This window comes from Rubripirellula lacrimiformis (genome assembly GCF_007741535.1).
Lineage (GTDB): Bacteria > Planctomycetota > Planctomycetia > Pirellulales > Pirellulaceae > Rubripirellula > Rubripirellula lacrimiformis.
Genome location: NZ_CP036525.1, coordinates 5,249,286 through 5,272,526 on the forward strand (window position 1 = coordinate 5,249,286; position 23,241 = coordinate 5,272,526).

Genomic DNA, 23,241 nt, shown 5'->3' on the forward strand with positions numbered 1-23,241 from the left:
GCCCCCATCATGACCCGGCGGCTGCGGCATGTCAGCCAACTGCCGCTGGCAATCGGCAAACAAAATTCAAATCCAACAAATTTCTGTTCTCCGTGCAAATTTTCTGGTCGGCGACAAATTCTAGGAAACATGGAACTTTTAGAGAACTTCGCGAAGCTTCGAACGTTTCAGGTACTGCAACCGTTGTAGCCGGACAGCTATCGCGAAGGTTCGCAGCGAAATCAGAAGTGAGCAAATGGCGGCTATGCCGAACGTTTTTGCCATTTCGCCTTCCGTAGCTTCTTCTGAGTTGTCTTCTTCGCGACGCTCTTTCGCCGCTAAATCCCCGTCTATTTGGGGGTTCCTCTTATCCCAAAAAAATCGACAATCCTCACCCAATCGGCGGGTGCCGGTTTTGCTTTCCTGGGGCGTCGTAATTACCCTTTCACGTCGGCGAGCGTTCTGTGCTGCGCCATTAGCACACGACTTTTTCAGCGTTCGTATCCATTTCTAGTTTTCATCCTGCAGAGTTTTCCCACCCATGGTCCAACTTCGACCAACCGCGAAAACGCGGCGCCAGCTTCGTACCGAAAAACGACGTTTGCAATTGGAGTCGCTTGAGCGGCGAGAACTTTTGGCAGCCGAAATCATCGGCACAACCGGCTTAGAACCCCACGCAGTTTTTGCTCCCGATACGCCGCAAAGCTACATCGATCAATGGGAACAGGAACACGGAAACGCGCCGGTCCCGGACGGATTTGTCGGTCCGATCAACCTTTCCAGTTCGCGGTGGACCAACCCCACCGGCGGAGTGAGCCCAGAGATCGGCGACGGAGCGACAATTTCGTGGAGCTTCATTCCTGACAACACGTTGGTTGCCGGGGACGCTGCGCCAGCCGGCAGCGATCTGATCGCGTTTCTAGACGGTATCTATGGCGGAACCGGAAACAGCACGATCGAAACCAAACCATGGTTCCCGTTGTTCCAGAACGTGTTCGACGAATGGGAAACGAATTCGGGACTGACATTCGTCTACGAACCCAACGACGACGGTGCTGCACAGGGTGGCAACGCCGTTGGCGAGATCGGCGTGCGCGGGGACATTCGAATTGGTGGTGCCAATATCGATGGCAACTACAACACGCTGGCCTACAACTTCATTCCCACCGGCGGTGGAAATAGCGGTGTGGACGGGGACATGGTCATCGACACCGCCGACATTTTCTATGCCAACAATTCCAATGGTGCCGGCGGCGAAAATCGTGGTCTTCACAACGTGCTGATGCACGAAGTCGGTCACGGACTGGGCCTGTTGCACGTCGAACCTGTCAACCAAACCAAGTTGATGGAACCGTCGGTCAATTTTTCGTTCCTCGGTGCCCAGCATGACGACAAGCTGGCGATCCAAAGCCTGTATGGCGACCGATTCAGCGACAACAACTCCCAAGCCAACGCTACCGATCTAGGGCAGGTCAACGCGGCTTCGATTCATGCCACGAATGTATCGATCGACAGCAATAGTGACATCGACTGGTACAGTTTCGACGCCGAAGCGGGTGAATTGCTGACATTGGCGATCACGCCGTCGGGCGAAGCCTACAGCGTCGGGGCCCAGGGCGGATCGGCCAGCGACGTGGATTCCCGATCCAACAGCGACCTGCGTTTCGAACTGTACACCCCCTCGGGCGACCTGATCGTATCGCAGAATGCTGCTGCCGAAGGTGAACCCGAATATGCGTCCTCGATTGCGCTGTTGGAATCCGGCAAGTACACCGTCGGTGTGTTTGGCAGTTCCAGTCGCGGTGCGAACTCGGGCGAGAACTCGCAAACCCAGTTCTACAGTTTGACGGTCCAGCAGTCGCAGTTGACGGACCCATCCCTGATCGCGGTGGCCCCGAACAATGGCGAACTGTTTGACCTGGATCCGACCGATCAATCCAGCAATTTCCGCGAATTGGCGCCCACCGAACTGACCCTGACCTTCGGCGGCACCCACGCGATCGATGCGTCAACTCTGGACGCGATTACGGTCCAATACAGCGAGTCCGGGAACTTTGTGTTGGACGCCGTTGACGTCAACATTGGCTACATCGGATTGGACGCCAGCGGACGAAATGCGATCGTGCGATTTGCCGAAAATCTCAGCGACGGCTTCTATCAGCTATCGGTTTCATCCGAATTGTCCAGCGTTGCCGGCATTCCGTTTCTGCCCAGTTCACCAGAGCCGGTACCCGGTGCCCCGTTGCAAACGCGAGAAGTGATCAGCTTCGAGATCGAACTCGGCGCCAAGGTCATTGCTGTCGTTGCGCAGCCGATCGTTGGTGGGTCTGCGAACCTTCGTGAAATCGACGTCTACTTTGACGACGCAGATCTATTCCGCCCTGGATCCACGATTGCAAACCCGAGTTTTTATCAGCTCGTTGACACACAAAACACTGCGACGACCGAGGATGATGTCCTTGCGATGCCCCAATCGATCGCTGTCGACTCGGTCGCTCGGAAAGTCACGCTGACCTTCGCCGCGGATCTAGACGCCTACGTTGACCCGGGCGACACGCTGCGGCTTCGCGTTGGTGACAACACGGATTTCACCAACATCAACGTCACCAGGCAGTCGATTCCAACCGACGCAGGCCTGACCAAGACCACCGCGGCCGCCGTCACATCCGCAGCGACTGGCAGCTGGTCGACCGTGATCACCGGTCAAGCGATCCGAAACTTCGGCGCAATCCAGGTCAATCCGATGGTGGACGATGCCGGATCCCGAAGTGATCCCGGTCATCGCGATATCGAGATCGAAGGTCACTTTCTATCGCCAGGTTCGATCGATGGTGACAACAGTGTCACAACCATCGCCTACACGTTCTTGCGAAACACACCGTACGGATCGAACAGTCAGGGCGATCCGCTGTTCAATCAAATGAACGCGGAACAAGAGAAGCGTTTCCTAGAGATTTTGGATTTGTACAGTGCCCAATTGGGGATCGACTTCGTCGAAACGGAAACCTTTGGCTTGCGTCTGATCGTTGGTGACTTGTCGACAGCCGACCCGACTGTCGTCAGCGGACCGGGCGGCACAGCGGGCTTGGGCGGCCCAGGCGGCGTCACGATGGATGCACTCGATTTCACGACCTCGCAGTCGAATCAGTTCGGTGCAGGTTTCTTCAATGTGGCACTCCACGAAATCGGCCATGCCATTGGGCTGGGCCACTCGTACGAACTATCCCCTGGGACGGTTCAAGGATCCACTGGCCAATACCCTGATCCGGAACGAACCGGCCCCGGCACCGAGTGGGCATTCCCCAGCGCCAACGACATCGTTCACGGTATCCATTTGCACCAACGTGAATCGTTGGACGTTGACCTCTACAAAGTCAGCGTCGCCGAAACGGGCATATTGAAGGCACAGACTTTTGCCCAACGGTTGCCCAGCGCCAGCTTGCTGGACACGCGTTTGTCGCTGTACCAAGAAGACGCCAGCGGCAAACTGGTTTTGGTCTCGGCCAATGAAGACTACTTCGGGGCGGATTCCTTCATCGAGTACTCCGTCACGGCCGGTGACTACTACGTCGGTGTATCGTCCGAAGGCAATTCATTGTTCGACCCCAATTCGGGTTTGACGGCCGCCGGGGGTACCAGCGAAGGCAGCTACGAATTGCGAGTCGATTTTAAGAGCGAAGCGGCAACCGCCATGGTCGACGCGGCGGGAACCCGGATCGACGGTGACCGCGATGGTTCGCAGGGGGGCATCTACGACTTCTGGTTCGAACCGGTCGACACAACCACCATTTTCGTCAACAAGCTTGGCGGAACCGGTGTCGGCCCGCTGGGATCGCTTACGAATCCCTACACCGATATTCCTGCTGCACTAGCGGCTGCCGAAGCCGCCGTCGCTGCCAACGACGGCGTCGTGGTTCGACTATTGCCTAACGGCGGTGTCGACGCAGACGTCATGACCGCCGGCGATAATCTGGCCTATGAAATCGGCGTCATACCGTCGATCAACGACACGCTGGACGATGGTCGCAACCTGACACTGCCTCGCGGGGTCCATTTGGTCGTCGACGCCGGCGTGATCATGAAGTTCTTGGACGCTCGGATTTCGGTCGGTAGCGATGACGACGGGAACGACCGTAGCGAAGGATCGATTTCGGTTCAGGGCACACCCGATCTACCGGTCTACTTCACCAGTTACAACGACACCACGCTAGGATCCAACAGCAACATCTTCGGCAGTGCAGTCCAACGGGGTGATTGGGGGGGGATCGAAATCCGTAGTGACGTCGACCGCCTGCAAGGCCGCAACGACCTATCCCGCCAAGGGATTTTCCAGAACTACGTCAATCACGCACAGTTCTCCTACGGCGGTGGTGAAGTCTCCACGGTCGGCCGCACCATTGACCCGATTCACCTATCCGATTCGCGTCCCGAACTGTCGTACAACATGATCGTGCGCAGCAGCGGTGCAGCGATGTCGGCCGACCCGAACGCCTTTGAAGTCACCACGTTCGCCGAACCGCGATTCCAAAGTTTTTCAATTTCCGGAGACGGATTCTCGACCGATTATGACCGCGTGGGACCGAGCATCTTCGGCAACCTGTTCGACGAGAATTCAACCAACGGCATCTTCGTGCGGATCGACACGCCCGCCGGTGGTGGGCTAGAAACGCTTCGCGTGACCGCTCGCTTTGACGATACCGACATCGTCCATGTATTGGGCGAAAACCTGTTGATCGACGGCAACGCGGGGGGCCCGATCCAAGTTTCACGTCGCCCCAGCCCGATCATTGGATTGGCAGTCGCCAGTGGCGGGGCACTGACCGCCGGCAATTATCAATACAGTTACACGTTTGTCGATCAGTTTGGGTTCGAAAGTCCCGGATCGGTTGTCCAGCAGATCAACGCCGTGGCTGCGAATTCACAGATCGATCTGACGAACATTCCGGTCGCCAGCGAGCAATATGTTGCTAGACGGCTGTACCGCAGCGTCGGCGGCAGCCCGTTTACGCTGGTCGCCGAGCTGGATAAATCGTCGCGTGACTACACCGACAATTTGACCACGCCGGCCATCGGGGCACCGACGATGGATCCCACTAACGCCGCTGTGATCCATAGTCGGCCCGACGGCACGCTGGTCGTTGATCCGGGCACGCTGATCAAGAATCGCGGCGCCCGTATTCAGCTTGGATTCGGCGCGACGTTGATCGCCGAAGGGATCGAAGGGAAAGAAATTGTTCTGACAGCACGCGCCGATGATCGTTACGGTGCCGGCGGAACGTTCGATACCAACGGGAACGGAGCCAGCGTCGGTGCACCCGCGGCCTGGGCTGGTATTTATGCGTCACCAACGAGTCGGCTGAGTATCGATCATACCTACGTCGCATTCGCCGGTGGTACCACCGGTGTGAATGGCGGTACAGCCTCGTTCAACCCGATTCAAATCCACCAAGCCGACGCCCGCATCGCAAACTCGGTCTTCGAAGACAACGCCGATGGAACCGGCGTTTCCCAAGGAGATGCGCGCCGCGACTTTGCTCCGAACGCCGCTGCAACGATCTATGTCACCAACGCCCAGCCCACCTTCGTCGGCAACACGCTGATCAATAACGAGGGTTCCGCGTTCAACATCAACGTCAATTCGATGAACGCGGACTTTGTCACCGACCTAGGTCGTCAGACAGGCGCCGTCGCAATATACGAAACGCCGCCCGCCAACAACGGCCCCGTGCTGCGTGGCAACCGGATGTCGGGCAATGGTGTCAATGGTGTCACCATCCGCGGGGAAGTCCTCACCACCGAAGTGGTCTGGGACGACACGGACATTGTCCACGTGCTTCGAAACGACATCGAAATTCCTGACCTGCACACCTACGGTGGCATGCGGATGGAAAGCAGTTCCAACGAGGCCTTGGTGGTCAAGGCAGAGAACGCCGAAATCTTGGCGACGGGTCGATCATTGGACATCGATGATCGAATTGGTGGCCGCCTGATCGTGTTGGGGCAACCTGGATTCCCGGTCGTGATCACGGCCTTGAACGACGCCACCGTCGGTGCCGGGTTCTCACCAACGGGATCCGCCCAACTAGAAACCGTCGCGCCCACCAACGGGCCGACACCGGGATCATGGCAAGGGTTGAAATTCGATTCGTACAGCCATGACCGAAACGTGGCGACCGCAATCGAGCGAGAAGGATCGGTCAGTGGACTCAGCGATTCCAACGGCGACATTGGCGTGCAACAAGACCTTGGGTTGCTGGCTGCGAATGAAAAGTCGGGCGACGAAAACATTCGCTTAGGTTTCACCGTTCATGGTGCGATCGCAGCGGACTTCGACAAGGACCTGTATAGCTTCGAAGGCGTTGCCGGAACCGCGGTTTGGTTGGACATCGACGAAACCGACCCCCGTTTGGACACGGTGCTGGAACTGATCGACGGCAACGGACGGGTGCTGGCTCTGAGCCAAAACTCACGCACCGAATCGGCAAACGGTGCGTTGACCTACACCGATACAACCTTGATGCGGCCCGGCCACGCGTTGCCCATGCAACTGGATCAAGCTGCCGAGCAAAACCAAGCGGGTGGGTACCGTGACTTGTTCACGACGAATGATGGTGACTCGGGGATGCGGGTCATCCTGCCCGGCACCAGCGGTACGCGAAACACGTTCTATGTCCGTGTTCGAAGTGCGAACCTGACATCCAGCTACAGCACACTTGCCGGCATCAATGCCAGCCTAGTGGAAGGCGGAAAGACTTCGGGCGGATACCAGTTGCAGATTCGTCTGCGCGAAACCGACGAACATTCTGGCAGCGTCGTTCGCTATGCCGACCTGCGTTACGCCACCAACGCGATCGTCGCGATCGGGCTCCCCGCCCACTCGCCTTTGGCGGGCGAGATGAATAATCCAGGCGGCGTGCTGGATTTGGGCAGTTTTAGCAACACCGACCGTGCTGCAACATCGATCTCTGGATTTGCCGACTCCTCACCGGATGCCTACACGTTCACAGTCGAGCGTGATTCGCTTCAAGGGTTGAATCCAACCGACAATAGGCTGTCGTTGATGATTGACGTCGATTGGGCCGATGGGCTGACGCGCCCCAATACCAGCGCGTACCTGTTTGATGGCACGACCCTGATCGCGATTGGCACCGATTCGAATGTTTCCGATGACCGAATCACACCGATCGTGCCCGGGCAACCATCGACGACCAAAGACGATTCACGAGGTTCTGTGGGCAGTCGCGATGCGTTCATCGGTCCTTTGGAATTATCCCCCTTGGGCGACTACCGCTTGGTGATCGCGAATCCGGAACAAGTTCCCGCCGACATGGCTCAGTTTTTCCGAAGCGATGCTGCCAATCCGTTGGCGCGTTTGGAACCGATCGATTCGGCCGTGCGGATCACAGATGACCGTTTTGATTACAATCCCGGCACCGGAGCCAACCAGACTCCCGTGCCGCTGGGTCCCAACGGGCCAGTTGCGGTTCAAGTCGGCTTTGATGACGACGGCAGCAACATCATCCCGTGGCAGTTCGGCGATATCCCGCTGATCACGCTTCGCGAGGACATCAACAACGCTGGCGAAGCACGGTTGTCGATCTACAACCCGATGACCGGTCGCCACGATGCCGTGATCGAGGAAGCAACCTCGAACGCTCCGCTAGGCGCAGCGGCTCAATCCACCAACGGAACCATTCTGGGAATCCGAAATCGCGGCAACGCGTCGCCGCAGAACGATGCCAACACATCGACGACCTATTCGATTTCGAACGAAGGTCTGGTCACGCAAGTCGGTTCAACCGGTATCCAAACCTACGAACACTTCCTGACGACGGGTGCCAATCCAGTCAACACGAACCGGTTGGACAACGAAGGCACCGAGTTTGTCAGCATGACTTACTACAACTCGCCCGAGAACGCCGACCGATTCTTGTACGGCATCAGCAACCGTGGTGCTTTCCAAGGCGTCACCGTGGGAGCTGACACTAATGGAAACGACATTGTCGGACCGGGAACGGGCGTCAATGCCGACAACATCATCTTCCTGCTGGACCCCGACACGGGCACAGCGATCAGCCGCCGCGGCCAGAACATGATCGGTGGATACGAATCCGCCGATCCACTGGATCCTCGGCTGCAGAACAATTTCAACGGCAACAACAGCACTGCTTCTTACTTCCCACCGGAAACCCCCTGGGCAGGCACTCAGATCGTTGGGCAAATCCAGATCCCCACGAACTCGCCCGCTACCGGCAATCCCACCGGCAACGTCACCAGCATCACGACCAGCGTGGGCGATGCGGCCAAACTGTACGCGTTCACCGATCAGGGTGCCGTGTGGGAAATGGATATCGTCACCGGCAATGGCGGCCTGTATTCCAAGGGCGATCTGAGTGTTCCGACGGCCAACAGTGGGCTGCCAACATTGCTGGTCGATCCTAGCGTCGCTGCGCCGATCGGCGGAGCGGATTTCATCACGGATTCTGATGGCAACCGACTGGTGTTCGAACAGGTCACTAAGGGACCGAGCAACTTCTTGGACGCGACCAATGACACCGTCGGCCTGGCTGACATGTACTTTGGCGTCGGACGTGCAGCGGGCGAAGCCAATTCGGTCCGTCGTTTCTATGCATTCGATCTGGCCTCCCGAACCTCGCAGCCTGTGTTCACCTTTGGTGCGGACCGAGTGGCCGTCGACGGCAACAATGCCGGGGGCGAGTTCGCCGGACTGTTCTTCAGCCCCCTAGACCAATCCCTTTGGCACCTCTCGGACACCCTGCGTGATCAAGAAGGCCATGGATATGGTGAAATCGATGACCGCGGACCGGTCATCGGCGGCGGTTCGCTGCGATTCGGGTTCGATGCACTCAACGACGACTTCAACCACCTATCCCGTCAGGACGCAGATGGCGTTTTGGGCGGCATCGTCAGCGACAACTCGGACGGCAACAACGATCTGGACGCATCCGACCTGCAAGGGTTCACCGGTTACAACTTCATCGGTGGTGCCCACGGTTCAGTCCAAAGCAACAACATCGATCTGTCGGGATTCGCGTCCGATGACCTGCCCACGCTGTACTTCACCTACTTGCTAGACAGCGAGAACGTGAACGCCGATGACGACGCACCTAACTTCAGCGACGGCGACTTGGACGATGTGATGCGAGACTCGTTGCGAGTTTCGGTCGCTGGCGAAGACGGCGTATGGCGGCTAGTGGCGACCAACAACATGGACGATTCGATCGACAACCGCGTTTGGCATGACAGTCGCGGGAACGTTCACGAATATGATCCGGTCGGAAGCAACGGATACACCGACATCGGCGACCAACGTTTCGTGCAAGAGTTATTTGACGGTGGTACCGATTTCCGCCAAGCACGAATCGATCTGGGCCCCTGGGCCGGACAAGAAAATGTGCGAATTCGCTATGAATTTAGCACCGCAGGCGAGGCCAGACCTGACCAGAGCGAGATCCAAGCGATTGCGGGCGAGCGTATTATCGATGGTCACACGCTGACGATTTCTGGTGATATGCCCGATTCGAACTTCACCAATGTGTCGGATCCATTGGTGACACGAACCAAGACGTTTGAATTCGACCACGGCTTGGTCGTCCAGATGCCATCGGGAGCTCAAATCGCCGCCGGCGGTCCAGTCGAACTGACGCGACCCGGCGGCTCTCGGATCATGCTGTTGACGGAGAACTCCGGCGAGTCGCTCGGGGTACAAGTCTTCGCATCCGATTCGGCTGCTGATGTGGCTGACAAAGTGGCCTCATTCATCGGCTTGTTCGCAACATCGCGCAGCCCCAGCAATCCAGCGTTGGTGTCCTTTGACTCCGAGAACATGACCGGGAACTACGGTTTTGGCGGTTTACCATCGCAGATCATCTCGAAACCCGGGATCGCGGCGACATCCGATGTTGCGATCCAGATTCACATTGGCATGACGGATATCGAAGTTCGTGATGTCATCCAACAATCACTTGCCGAAACCATTCGGTACGCTGACGTCGCCGCCAACTTGGCGTCTTTCCCAGTCGTCGGAAACACCAACTCGGTACGGGTCTACGACCTCGAAGTCACTCAGAACAACAGTTCCGATCCATTGACTCTGATCAACGGTCAGAACGCAGGCGTCGCGAACACGCCGGGTGCAGATTTCGGTGTCTATTCGGGTGGCAGCTCTCTATCCAGCCTACTGCGTGCGGGCGAACGATCACGTGGTCTGGGCGGTGATAACGGGATCTACATCGACGATATCGTGATCGGGCTGGCCGACCGCGGTGAAACATTCTCTGGCGCCAACCAGGGTACCACCATGGTGGACGACCCTTACTTCGAAGCGTTGTTATATGACGCACAGCGGGACGAAGACCGTCCGATCGTTCCAGAAGTCACTCGAGGTGCTTACCAAGTCGAAGTCAGGCTAGGCCGAGAATACTTGGGCGACGACAACGACGGTAAAGACGCGCGAGTCGGGCTGAACGAACGGCTGGCCGAGGGATTGAACCTGGTCATCAATAGCACCGGAGCAGACATCGTTGATGGAGACACGTTCACCCTATCCAACGGTTCAGAAACGCTGACGTTTGAATTCAATGATGTCACGGCGCCAGCGTTGACGACGGCCCCCGTTTCGACTCGAGTTCCGGTCAACTACACGATCTCCGATTCGCAAGGCAACATCGCGGACCGGATCCGGGCTGCCATCAACAGCACCTCGGTGCGGTCGGTATTGGGTGCCCAAGCCACCACGCAAGCCGGTAAATCAAGCGACCCGACCGACCCGGTCATCCTGATTCACGGTTATCTGGCAGCCACCAATCTGGGTGCCATTGATTTCACATCACCCCAAAGCGGCCGAGCCCATATCACAGGCAATCTGACCGGCGGTGATGTCGTCCTGGGAATCGACAATGGCGATCGCAATCGCCAGCGGGATCAGGGCGTGTTCATCGTCGATTCGAACGTGATCAGCTTTGCGTCGGGTACCGCCATCGACATCGTTGCTGACGACATCGCACCGGGCAGCAAAGTTCCACTGGAAGGCGATCGCCCCAAACCTGGTGCTCCGCAAAACCTGCCGACTCTATCCAACGAGAAACTGGTCCACGGTGCGGTGGTGCAGAACAACCTGCTGATCAGCAACGGCAATGGCATCCACTTGGCCGGCAATCAAGACGCCGATGGTCCCAACGTGTACTCGCGAATCGTCAACAATACGATTTTTAATTCCGCCATCGGAATTGACATCGAAAATAACGCGGCTCCGACCTTGCTGAACAATGTTTTGGTGGGCAACGGAATTGGACTTCGCGGCAACAACCAAGGGCCAACCGTCATTCGCGGAACCGTGTTTGACGACAACGGCAACAATTTCCCGGGAATCTCTGCAGGCACCGAAGCGATCATCGACCCGGTGGGTCCGCTGTTCGTGAACCCAAGCGATGTCAACTTTGGCCTCTCGGCTGGCAATCCAAATTTCTATCCCGCAGATGGCAGCGTGCTGATTGACAACAGCATTGAAAGTCAACTGGATCGCACCTCGATCGTCGATGTCAAAGATTCGCTGGGCATCCCACGCAGCCCGATCGTCGTGACCCAGCGAGATCTGGCGGGCCAAATCCGTGACGATGGTTCAACGTCGTCCGGACAATCCCAGAACGTGAAGATCGACCGCGGAGCTTTGGATCGATCGGATTCGGTTGGACCGGTCGCGACGATTCTCGTTCCTGCGGACAACGACGCCGAAATGATCGATATCGATCGGCTCGATACGTTCATGCAACTGCGTGAAGGCGTTTACAACTTCTTTGAAATCCTGCTGAACGATGGTTCCGGCATGGGTCCGAACGAAGGAACGATCACGGCCGACCAAATCGTCTTGCTGGAAAACCGTCGCCCACTGTTGGCCGGAAATGAATACACCTTTGGCTACAACAATTCCAACCGCACCCTTCGCCTGACACCCGCAGCGGGCATTTGGCGTCAGGATGCGGTTTACGAAATTGTGATGCGAAACGACTTTTTGACGTTGGCCGATGGCACCACCATCAACCCCATCGTTGATCTAGCGGGTAACCGTTTGCAACCCAACCGGCCCGACGGGCAAACACGATTTACGATCGTGATGCCAGAAGTCGAATTGGACTTCGGCGACGCCCCTGCGTCCTACGCGACTTTGTTCGCCACAGACGGTCCACGGCACGCGATCATCGACAATGCGACACCGCGACTGGGCAAATACATTGATAGCGAAGACGATTCGGCCGGTGTGGGTTCGGACGACATCGTGACCGCACCTGTGGTGGATGGCAATGTTCGCGAAGCGGGCGATGGCCCGTTCATCGTTACGACCGTCGGCACCGACGTGCAACTTGTATTGTCCACGTTGCCAGTGATCGGTGACAACATTTCGATCACCGCAGGTAGCGAAACGGCGGTCTTTGAATTGGTCGAAACCGGCCGATCCGTCGCCGTTGGCCGCATTCCGGTGGAATACCCGGCCGGTGCGACCGTCGAAGAGATCAGCGACTTGCTGGCTGACAAGATGGCCGTCGAACTGCTGGCTAGAAATGTCCAAGCGACTGCGTCACACGTGGCCGGCACCAATAGCATCACGCTGGTACCACAAGACGACGAAGACGGTGCATACATCGGAACCGGTGTCGTTGACGGCACCACGTTGAACGGAGTCTTCTTGGATCCAAACAGTGGCGATGTGATCAGCTTCTTGAACCCGCTGGCTCCCAGCGGATCCGAGATCTTCCTAGAAGTTGTTGGCAGCGGTTTCGTGGATGCGTGGGTCGATTACAACGGCGACGGCGATTTCAATGATCTGGGCGAACAAGTCCTGTCCAGCGTCGCCGTGGTCAACGGCCTGAACTCGCTGGTGCTGGTCGCCCCGGCCGTATCCGACGTTGCCGAAAACCCCGACAACTTTGGGTTCACCAACGCTCGCTTCCGACTCAGTTCAGACGGGAACCTGTCGCCCTTCGGATTGGCGTTTGACGGCGAAGTCGAAGACTACACTGTCGTCGTCGCCAAGGCTGCGATTCCAGTTTCCGCCGCCGATGCATACACGTTCCAAGAAGACGTCACGTTGGATCAAACCGGCGTGGGCAATGGTGTGGCAGCCAACGACAGCGACGCCGGCGTGACCAGCATTCAGTACGAAGTGCTTGAATCACCACTGCACGGCACGCTGACCCTGGATCCTGCCACCGGCCAGTTTACCTATGCACCCGATCCGGACTTCTACGGGGACGACTCGTTCACGTACCGCATCGCCGGAGTCCAAACCCTCGGTGCGGCAAACTATCCCGTTCGCAGCGAAGTTGCCACGGTTTCGTTGACCGTCACTGCGGTCAACGATGTGCCGATCGCCTTCGACGACGCTCGCGTCACTTTGGAACTCAGCGACACCAACACGACCAGTACGGTTACGGTATCCAAAGCCGACCTACTAGACGGTGCGTTGGCCCAAGACGATGCCGATCTGCGGACAAGTCCCTGGGACGAAAAAGAACAGACCCTGCGAGTCGTCCAAATCAACGTTCTGGATGCCACCGGTGCATCGGTGGAAGCCATTCCGATGGTCAGCACCTTTGTGCCCACCGCTGGTGTGCACACGATCGCGACTTACGTTGCCGATGGATTGGGCGGGTTCGTCGAATCCGGATCGATCACGGTCACCGTCGCCGCGGACGCCGCTGTCCCAGGATCATTGGACGAAGTCGTATCGGTCCAGTACACGCCGAAGCTGCAGTACAACGAAGACAACCCGCGCACCGGTCCGGCGCCGTCGTTGGATGGGTTCACCTTCACCATCGCGGATGATGGCAAAACGACGCTGCCCGATGGAAACCTAGCCGCTACACAGCCAGCACCGGAAACATTCACAGCGAATGTCAGCATCCAAGTTCGACCGCAAAACGATTCCCCTGTCGCAGCCGACGACACGATCCCGTCCACGTCGCTGACGCCGGGGCCGATCGAAGACGTCGACTTCGTGATCCCCGTATCGTTCCTTCTGTCCAACGATACCGCTGGGCCGGTCGATGTGAATCGAACCGGATCGGATGACGAAAACACGCCCGTCGGTGCGAACGATGGCGCGGTGATGATCGTGACGGACATGCCTGCGGACCCATTGCCGGCTAATTTCCCCGCCGGGTTCCAAGCATTCCCGCTGACCACCGCCGCCGGTGCGACCGTGTCCTATGACTCGGCAACCAGTTCGCTGATCTATTCACGCAGCGACGACTTCTACGGTGTCGATTCGTTCCAGTACACCATTGTCGACCAAGGTTTTGACGTCGCCGTGGATGGCACACGGACCAGCAATCCGAAGTACCACACCGCAACGGTGAACCTGACGATCGATCCGGTCAACGACGTGCCAAGTGCGATTGACCAGTCCTTCGAAACGTTGGAAGACGCGGACATCACCATTACCGCCGCCGACCTGTTGGGCGCCGCCTCGGGTGATGCGGATGCGATGCAGTCGACGTCGCCACTGGACGAAACCAATCAAGTGGTGCGAATTTCCGCCTTGAAATTGGGCGGCACCAACGTCAATGCCGCTTCGGCAGCCGTTGGCCAATCCTATGCAACACCGCATGGATCCGTGGTTCCAAATTTCGATCTGGATCCACTGTCCACGAACTTTGGTTTCCTGATCGACTTGGTCTACACGCCGTCGACCGACTTCAACAGCGACAATCCGTTGACCGGCGGACTTCGCACGCTGGACACGTTCGAGTTCACAGTGACGGATGACGGCATCTCGCCGCTACCACAGGGCGGCCCCGACGTTGTCAATCCGGTCCAGTCGGCTGTCGCAACGGCGTCCATCTTGGTGCGTCCGATCAATGATGCACCGGTGGCCGCCGATGATACGGCCAGCGGCGACGACGCGACGTGGAACGCTTACTTTGCGAACCTGCCGACGCCCGAAGTGGCTCCTGTGCCGACCGAGGACATCGCGTTTGTGATTCCTCGCGACTTTGCCCTGGCCAACGATCGCAATGCACGTGCTTCGGCCGGCGATGAATTGGATTTCACCAATGACGGTGATTTGTCGATTGTTGAAACGACGATCACGACCGCGTTTGGTGCGACCGTGACGTTCGACGCTAGCGGCGACATGCTGTACACGCCCGCCGCCGATCGTTTCGGAATGGACTCGTTTGTTTACACCGTGACCGATTTGGGGATCGACGAGGACTCCGCCGGTGATCGCGCGGTCAATTCGCTGTCCCACGAAGCCACGATTTTCGTGAACTTGGCCGCCGTCAACGATACTCCGCTGTTGGATCCGATCGCCAATGAAGCGATCGTCGAAGACACCCCGACGTTGACAGTCGCACTTGCCGGTATCGATGCAGGCGGTGGACCGACCGAGATTCAAAATCTGCGAGTCACCGCGACCAGCAGCGACACCGCTCTGATCCCCGACCCGGCCGTGACCTACACATCGGACGACATCGCTGGATCGTTGACGCTGCTGCCCAATCCAGATGGTGCTGGGACGGTGACGATCACCGTGACGGTCGAAGACGCTGGTTTGGACAACGATTTGTCGACCACGGCAGACAACCTAACCATGACCCAGACGTTTGACGTCTTTGTGGCCGCGGTGAACGACGCCCCAACCACTTCGCCTGATTTGATCAGCGTCGGTTCCAGCCGCTGGAACGCGTATCACGGCGGCCTTGGTCCGATCCCCACCGAAGACACACCACTGGATATCGCACGCGACTTCCTGCTGGGCAATGATGCCAACGGTCCGGTGACGGCATTGGACGAATTGAATTTCACCCATGACGCGCCGCTGACAATCGTTCAGCAGCAGATCACCACCACACTTGGCGGTACCGTGATCTTCCTGCCCAACGGTGATCTGCGTTACTTCCCACCGTTGGACCAGTCCGGTACCGATTCGTTCGAGTACACCGTGACCGACACGGGAATCGACCAAGATCCGACGGGCGTGCCGACGGTTCGCCCGTTGACCTCCACCACAACGGTCACGATCGAAGTGGTACCGGTCAACGATCCGCCGCTGATCGATCCGATTGCCGATGTGATCATCTCTGAAGATACGACCAGCCGCATCGTGACCTTCACCGGCGTCGACGCAGGTGGCAGCGAAACCCAAGACTTGCGTGTCACGACGCATAGCGACAACCCGACTCTGATCAATGATCCGGCCGTCACCTACACATCCGACGGTGCGACCGGTTCGATCGACTTGGTTCCCAATCCAAACCAAACCGGTGATGCGATCATCACCGTGTTTGTCGAAGACGCGGGATTGGACGGCGACCTTTCGACATCCGCCGACAATAGCATTTCGTCGACACAGTTTCGTTTACGAGTGACGGCGTTGAATGACGCACCGATCGCCAGCGACGACTCGCTGACCGCGACCGAAGACACTCCGTTGGTATTCTCGCAGGCTTCCCTGCTAGCCAACGACCGCAACGGCCCCGCCAATGCAACGGACGAACTGACCGGCCAAAACGATGGCCAATTGGTGATCCAGCAGCAAACGATCACGACCGCACTGGGCGGATCGGTGATCTTCCTGCCCGGAGGCAACTTGCAATACACGCCGCCGACCGATTCATTCGGCACCGACACGTTCGAATACACCATTTTGGACGAAGGAGTCCAAGAAGACGAAAACGGCAACCAGATCGTTGCCCCACTGTCGGACGTTGGAACTGTCACGATCGACATCATTCCGGTCAACGATGTTCCGACATTGAACCAGCCGAACGCGGTCACGATGTTGGAAGACACCGTACGCCCCGTCGTGCTGACCGGCATTACCGCCGGTGGTGGTGAAGTCCAAAACGTGCGAGTCTCGGCGACCAGCAGCAATCCGTCGCTGTTGCCCGATCCGACGATCAACTACGTTTCGCCCAACGTCAACGTCCAGTTTGACTTGGTACCCAATGCCAACCAATTTGGTGTCAGCGTCGTGACCGTGGTGGTCGAAGACGCCGGCCTGGACAATGACTTTGCAACCGGCGGCGACAATCTGTCGGTGACCAAGACGTTCATTGTTCGCGTCAACGCCGTGAACGATCCACCGACCTTGGATCCAATTGGCGACGTGACGATCGACGAAGACGCCGTTGGTGAATCGATCAACCTGACGGGAATCACCGCCGGCATCAGCGAAACGCAACTGATCCGTGTGATCGCGACCAGCGGTGACACGACCTTGGCTGCGAACCCCACGGTGACGTACACGACCCCGGATAGCGGAGCCACGCTGACATTCGCTCCCGTGGCCGATCGATTCGGTACCACCCCGATTACGGTTGTGGTCGAGGACGCTGGTTTGGATGGAAATTTCGCCACGCAGGGCGACAACCAACAAACCACTCGCACCTTCCAGTTGACGATCAATCCGATCAACGACGCACCATCGATGGATGCATTGTCGGATCTTTCACTCGATGAAGACGCGCCGGAACAAGTTGTCGCGCTAACCGGGATCACGGCCGGACCGAACGAAAATCAGGCGATCCGCATCAGTGCGACCAGCGACAACACGACCTTGCTTGCCGACCCCAGTGTCGATTACCAATCGCCATTGGATGCCGGTTCGCTACGGTTCGTGCTGAACCCCGATCAGTTCGGTACCGCCACCGTGACGGTTCGGATCGAAGATGGCGGCGCCGACAACAACCTCGCGACGCTAGGGGACAACCTGACATCGTTCCAAACGTTCGTGATCGATGTCGCGGCCGTCAACGATGCCCCGTCGATCACCCCGATCGCCGACATCACCATCGACGAAGATTCACCGGTCCAATTCGTGTCGTTGGCCGGTATCACGGCCGGTGGCAATGAAACGCAGCCGTTGCGTGCCTCGGTTTCTAGCGACAACGTCAACTTGATCCCAACGCCTCACTTGACACTCGATCTGTTCACCGGCGCAGGCATATTGGACTACACCCCCGCGGCCGACGGCTTCGGGTCCGCCACCATCGTGGTGACGCTAGAGGACGGCGGGGCTGACCAGGATCTGGACACACCGTCGGACAATGGCATCACCACTGAAACCTTTGTGATCAACGTTACACCGATCAATGACGATCCAACCCTATCGCCGATCGCGGATCAAACCGTGGCCGAAGATTCAGGTCCGGCAACCGTATCGCTGGGCGGAATCAGCAACGGTGCCGGCGAAACGGGCCCGTTGCGAGTAACGGGCGTCAGTGCGGATACAACCATGATCAGTGACGTATCGGTGACCTACACATCCCCCGACGCCGACGCAACGTTGTCGTTCACACCGGGCACTGATCAATTCGGCACCACCACGATCACGGTCACCGTCGAAGACGGCGGAGTGGACGGGGACCTGGCGACGGCCGCCGACAACGGCACGACCACCCAGTCGTTCGATGTCATGATCACACCGGTCAACGATTCTCCAACGATCAACCAGCCTAGCGACGTCACGATCAACGAAGATTCGCCACAGCAAACCGTTGCCTTGTCCGGCATCATCAATGGTGGCGGCGAAAATGGCCCGTTGCGAGTGACCGCGACCAGCGGCAACACCGAACTGATTGGCCAACCCAGCGTCAGTTATGTGTCACCGTCCACCACCGGAACGGTTTCCTTCACGCCACTGCCCAACGGCTTCGGATCGACGACGATCCAGTTGACCGTCGAAGATGGCGGTCTTGATGGCGACTTGGCGACAACCGGCGACAATCAAACGACGACAACATCGTTCGTTGTCGAAGTTCTGAACCTGGACGATTCACCGACCGCGGTCGTGGATACCATCGACACCGACGAAGACACCGACATTCGGATTCCGTCATCGGCGCTGACCGCCAATGACACCGACCCGGACATCGGCCCTGGCAGCAGCGAGCAGCTGAGTCTGACTTCGGTCGACGCCATCTCCACGCAGGGTGCCACTATCCGGTTCAATCCGACCACGGGCGAAATCACCTACGTGGCAACCAGCTCTGCGACGCTGCAGGCATTGGCCCCGGGCGAATCGCTGCAGGACAGTTTCACCTACACGATCACCGACTTGGACGGCGAATCGCCCGAACCGGTCGGCACCGTGTTCCTAAATGTCACTGGAATCAACGACGCACCCACCGTTGTCGATGATGCCATCGCGGCTCCCGAAGATGTCACTTCCACCACCCCGATCATCATCAAACCGCTCAGCAATGACTTTGATGTGGACGGAAGCTTGGATCTAGACAGCCTGATCATCACGCTTGACCCTCAATTCGGATCGCTCGCGAAACGAACGACGTCTACCGGCGAAGTCGAATTGGCGTATTCGCCCTTCTCGACCTTCACCGGTGCCGATTCGTTCCGCTACACGATTTCCGACAACTTGGGACAACAGAGTGCCCAGGCAACGGTCTCGATCGACCCCAGCCGTTTGCCGCGAACCGGTGCAGACGTGGCCGGTGGCGTGGCAGGCAACGACATCCACATCGATGTGCTGGCCAACGACTTGCCCGTCGTCGGCGACTTGGATCGTTCGACGTTGACCGTCACCACGCAAAGCACCGGAGGTGTGGCGACCGTGCAACCCGATGGCACGATCACCTACGTCCCCAATGTGGGATTCACCGGCAGCGATTCGTTCCAGTACACGGTCGCGGACACTGCTGGGAATGTCAGCAAGCCGCAGGCGGTCAGCGTTCAAGTGGTCAACAGTGGACTGCAGAACCCGATCCTGTTCGGCGACGTGAATGCCAATGGCGAAGTCACCGCGCTGGATGCACTGCTGATCATCAACCGTCTGTCGCGTGCCGGCGGAGTCGCCAGCATCCCAGTGGGCGACGATGAACGGGGCCCCGATTTCTTCGATGTCAACGGCAACCGTCAAATCAGTGCATTGGACGCTCTGTTGGTGATCAACCGCATCGGCACTCAAGCATCGGTGATCCCCAGTGGCGAATCTGTCGGAGGCGAAGGCGAATCGATCCCAGCGACTCTGTCACAGCCGATCATCGCCGACCTGGCAACGTCACGAAGCACGGCCGAGGAATTGGCCGCCGAGTCGTCCAGCGACGCGGACAGCCCATGGGCCGACATCCACGCGGCCGACTCGGGTCTGATCGCAGGCAAGTTGGTCAGTCACGGCAGTGCTAACGAAGTCGATGTCGATTTGGTCGACCTACTGGCGCAACAGGCCGATCTGGACGATGAACAAGAACAGGACGAAAGTTCGCGAAACGACCTGGCCCTGCTGGATCTGATCTAGTGCGACCAAAGTCGTTGAACCGGTTGCTCGCTTGGCCAAGTGCTCGTTCAGCCGTGTGCTCAGCGAGCCGCGCGTTTCACGAAAGCGCGCGGGGCGATGCCCACGCGGCTTGGCGATGCACATCGAAAACTGATCTTCGACTGCTCTCGTTTAACCGCGTGCCCAGCGGGCCGCGCGTTTCACGAAAGCGCGCGGGGCGATGCCCACGCGGTTAAACGACGCATACCGAAAACTGATCCACGACTGCTCTCGTTTAACCGCGTGCCCAGCGAGACTGTGAATAATTGGCCGGTTGTGGCTTGACGCCGTGTTTTTGAAGTGGTTTTTCAAAAATTTTGGATTGCCGGTCGTCGTCAAAGTTTCAGGTTGAAGCTTCGGTGGTTCTTTTGTCTTGGTGGATCGCTTTGAAGCTTCGTTGGACGCGATGCGTCCAACGATTGGAGACCGGAGGCCAACCTCAAGGCGTCGCAGTACAGGATTGCCTCATCAGTGTTTGTAAAAATCCTAGGTTGTTCAATCGATTGAAGTTGTTCACCAGCACGTGCCAAAGCGTTTGGGCCATTGCTTTCTTCTGGCCACGAACCCGGAACTGATGAAGACCGCGATTACGACATTCCGCGTTGGGAAATTCAGCTATCGATGGACGTCGTCTCAACATCTCCTGCGCCTCGGGTGTCCCCATCCTCTTTCGATACCTCGCCATCGCGTCGCTATCGCCCGGCTTGCTCGCATGGGGATCCTTGCCGTTAGCGACTTGTCTTTTGATGTCCTTCAGTGGACCGTAAACCTCCGTCCCCGCAGCGTCCATCGCTTCGATATCGCTCGCTTTGGTGAACCCGCCGTCGACCAAGTAGTGTGCCGGCGTCACCCCATAGGTGCGGCAGATCGACTCGTACATCGGAAGCATCTCACCTTGATCGCTGCCCTGATTGTCAACGCTCACGCCGACGACAATTCGAGAGTCGCCGTCGCTGGCGAATTGGACGTTATAGGCGGGGCGAAAACCGCCGTCTCCCATCTTCATCCGCGCCGCTTCGGGGTCCGTTGTGGAGGCTCGTGGGGTCGACTTGCTTTTGCGTGATCGTTTCTCTTTACGACGTCGCTCAAGTTCTTTGAGGTTCTCTTGAGCCGCCTTGATACGCTCGAGTCGTTCGTCGGCAGCACGCTTGCGGGCGGCCTGTTCGGCCCGAGTTGCCGCGGCAGCTTCCTCGTCGGATCGCTCGGCGAGTTCCTTTACATAGTCTTCGGCAACCTCTTGCATCTGTTGGAGCGTCGATTCGGACCGAAACGAACTGCTGCCGGCCGAGGCACGCACCCGCATGCCATCCTGCCCGATGGTATCCAACGTGATCAGTTTTTCGCTCAGCAGCACGGCGATCGAGTCGCTAAGCAACTTCTCGAGATACTCGGCGTTGCCGCTGCGAAAGTCGCTCAGGGTGTGATGATTAACCGTGACATCGCCGCAGATCCACAGGTAGTGGAAGTCGCGGGTGGTCAAATCGCTCAAACGGCGGGCGCTACTGATCCCTTCGAGCGTTGCGTAGAACCACAGGGCGAAGAGGATTCGCGGATCGATCGGGGTGCGACCACGACCATCTACTTTCGATTTAATCTTCTCGTAAAGCGGTCCGAGGTCGAGCGATTCGCAGTACTGCCATACCAAACGAACGCGGTGCTCGCGGGCCACCATCTGGTCAAGCGAATAGAACCGCATCTCAACTTGGCTGCGTTCGGGGCGGTGGGTGCGAGCGGAACCACGCTGCTGAGCATCGGTTGGAATTTTCATGCAAATAATTTAGCCCCATGCAGAAATCCAACAAGCCAAAACTCAATTATTCACAGCCTCAGCGGGCCGCGCGTTTCACAAAAGCGCGCGGGGCGATGCCCACGCGGTCAAACGATGCACATCGAAAACTGATTTTCGTACCACCATTCCGCTGGCAGGGGGGGGAGACCGGCTACTACACGTTCCCCCTGGACCACCCAGCCCGGATAACCTTGCTAACCCCGACGACCAGCTTTTCGATAGCAATCTAACAGCACTTCCCATTCCGTTAGGCTTCCGCTATCTTGCGGGGCTTCCAGCTAGCGGAAAACCAAATTTCACCGATAATGACGGACCGGAACAGCCATGACCAAGGCTAAAGCAAAAACTAAAGTCAAGACCCACAAGGGCACCAAGAAGCGTTTCCGACTGAGCGCCAAGGGCAAAGCGATGCACCGCAGCAGCGGTACAAGTCACTTGGCTCAAGCACTCAGCAGCAAGCGCCGTCGTAACCTGCGTGGCACCACTTCGGTGGACACATGCATGGAAAAGACGATCCAAGCGGCTCTGGCTGGCAACAGCTACTAAGACCGCCATCGAACCTCGATTTCTTTTTTACTATCCAGGGAATTTGATTTCCCATCCGATTGGGCAAAACTTCGGCACCTTTATCTGTGTCGGGGCCTGAATCGGAACACACGAATGAACTTTCAAAGTTAAGGATCACTAGCGATGCGTACCACAACCGGCTCAGCACGTCATAAGAGCAAGAAACGTCTATTCAAGCGAGCCAAGGGCTTCCGCGGTGGACGTAGCAAGCTGACGCGGACCGTGAAAGAAACGTTGCTCCGCAGTGGTGCCTATGCATTCCGCGATCGCCGCGCCAAGAAGCGTGACTTCCGCAAACTTTGGATCATTCGTCTGAACGCCGCCGCTCGCCAACACGACATTCGCTACAGCGAATTCATCTTTGGCTTGAAGCTGGCTGGCATCGAATTGGATCGTAAAACGCTATCGGAAATGGCGATTCATGACGAAGCGGGCTTCAAGGACGTTTGCGATGCAGTGAAAGCTGCTCTGGCAACCGCGCCGCAACCGAAGCACGCCGAAGCGACCGCCTAAACAGCGTTCACTTCCAACTTCGCCTACGGGCATTCGGGCAACCATGTCGCCCGATCTTCTTTTCAGATCCCTGGCACCTCGTGCCAGGGCCTCGGTGTTC

General features: G+C 57.8%; 4 protein-coding genes. 3 read left to right on the forward strand and 1 reads right to left on the reverse strand.

What is annotated here, in order from left to right; all coding sequences use genetic code 11:
* Positions 1–520 precede the first annotated feature (520 nt).
* Complete coding sequence (locus K227x_RS18545) at positions 521–20,254, forward strand: tandem-95 repeat protein (RefSeq protein ID WP_145171824.1); 19,734 nt, start codon at positions 521–523, stop codon at positions 20,252–20,254.
* A gap of 457 nt (positions 20,255–20,711) precedes the next feature.
* Here the strand turns inward: K227x_RS18545 and K227x_RS18550 are convergent, their stop codons facing one another.
* On the reverse strand, positions 20,712–22,040 hold the full coding sequence (locus K227x_RS18550) for an IS1182 family transposase (protein ID WP_145169287.1): 1,329 nt from the start codon (positions 22,038–22,040) through the stop codon (positions 20,712–20,714).
* Between the two features lie 345 nt (positions 22,041–22,385).
* Between K227x_RS18550 and rpmI the strand changes: the two genes are divergently transcribed.
* Positions 22,386–22,607: a 50S ribosomal protein L35 gene (gene rpmI, locus K227x_RS18555; protein WP_145171826.1), complete on the forward strand. Its 222-nt coding sequence runs from the start codon at positions 22,386–22,388 to the stop codon at positions 22,605–22,607.
* A 144-nt stretch (positions 22,608–22,751) separates the two neighbouring features.
* On the forward strand, positions 22,752–23,141 hold the full coding sequence (gene rplT / locus K227x_RS18560) for a 50S ribosomal protein L20 (RefSeq protein ID WP_145171828.1): 390 nt from the start codon (positions 22,752–22,754) through the stop codon (positions 23,139–23,141).
* The last annotated feature ends 100 nt before the right edge of the window (positions 23,142–23,241 follow it).

Bases quoted from the DNA above. Each gene is read 5' to 3' on its own strand.
- rplT (WP_145171828.1), top strand. From the start codon at position 22,752: ATGCGTACCACAACCGGCTCAGCACGTCATAAGAGCAAGAAACGTCTA.
- K227x_RS18550 (WP_145169287.1), bottom strand. From the start codon at position 22,040: ATGAAAATTCCAACCGATGCTCAGCAGCGTGGTTCCGCTCGCACCCAC.
- K227x_RS18545 (WP_145171824.1), top strand. From the start codon at position 521: ATGGTCCAACTTCGACCAACCGCGAAAACGCGGCGCCAGCTTCGTACC.
- rpmI (WP_145171826.1), top strand. From the start codon at position 22,386: ATGACCAAGGCTAAAGCAAAAACTAAAGTCAAGACCCACAAGGGCACC.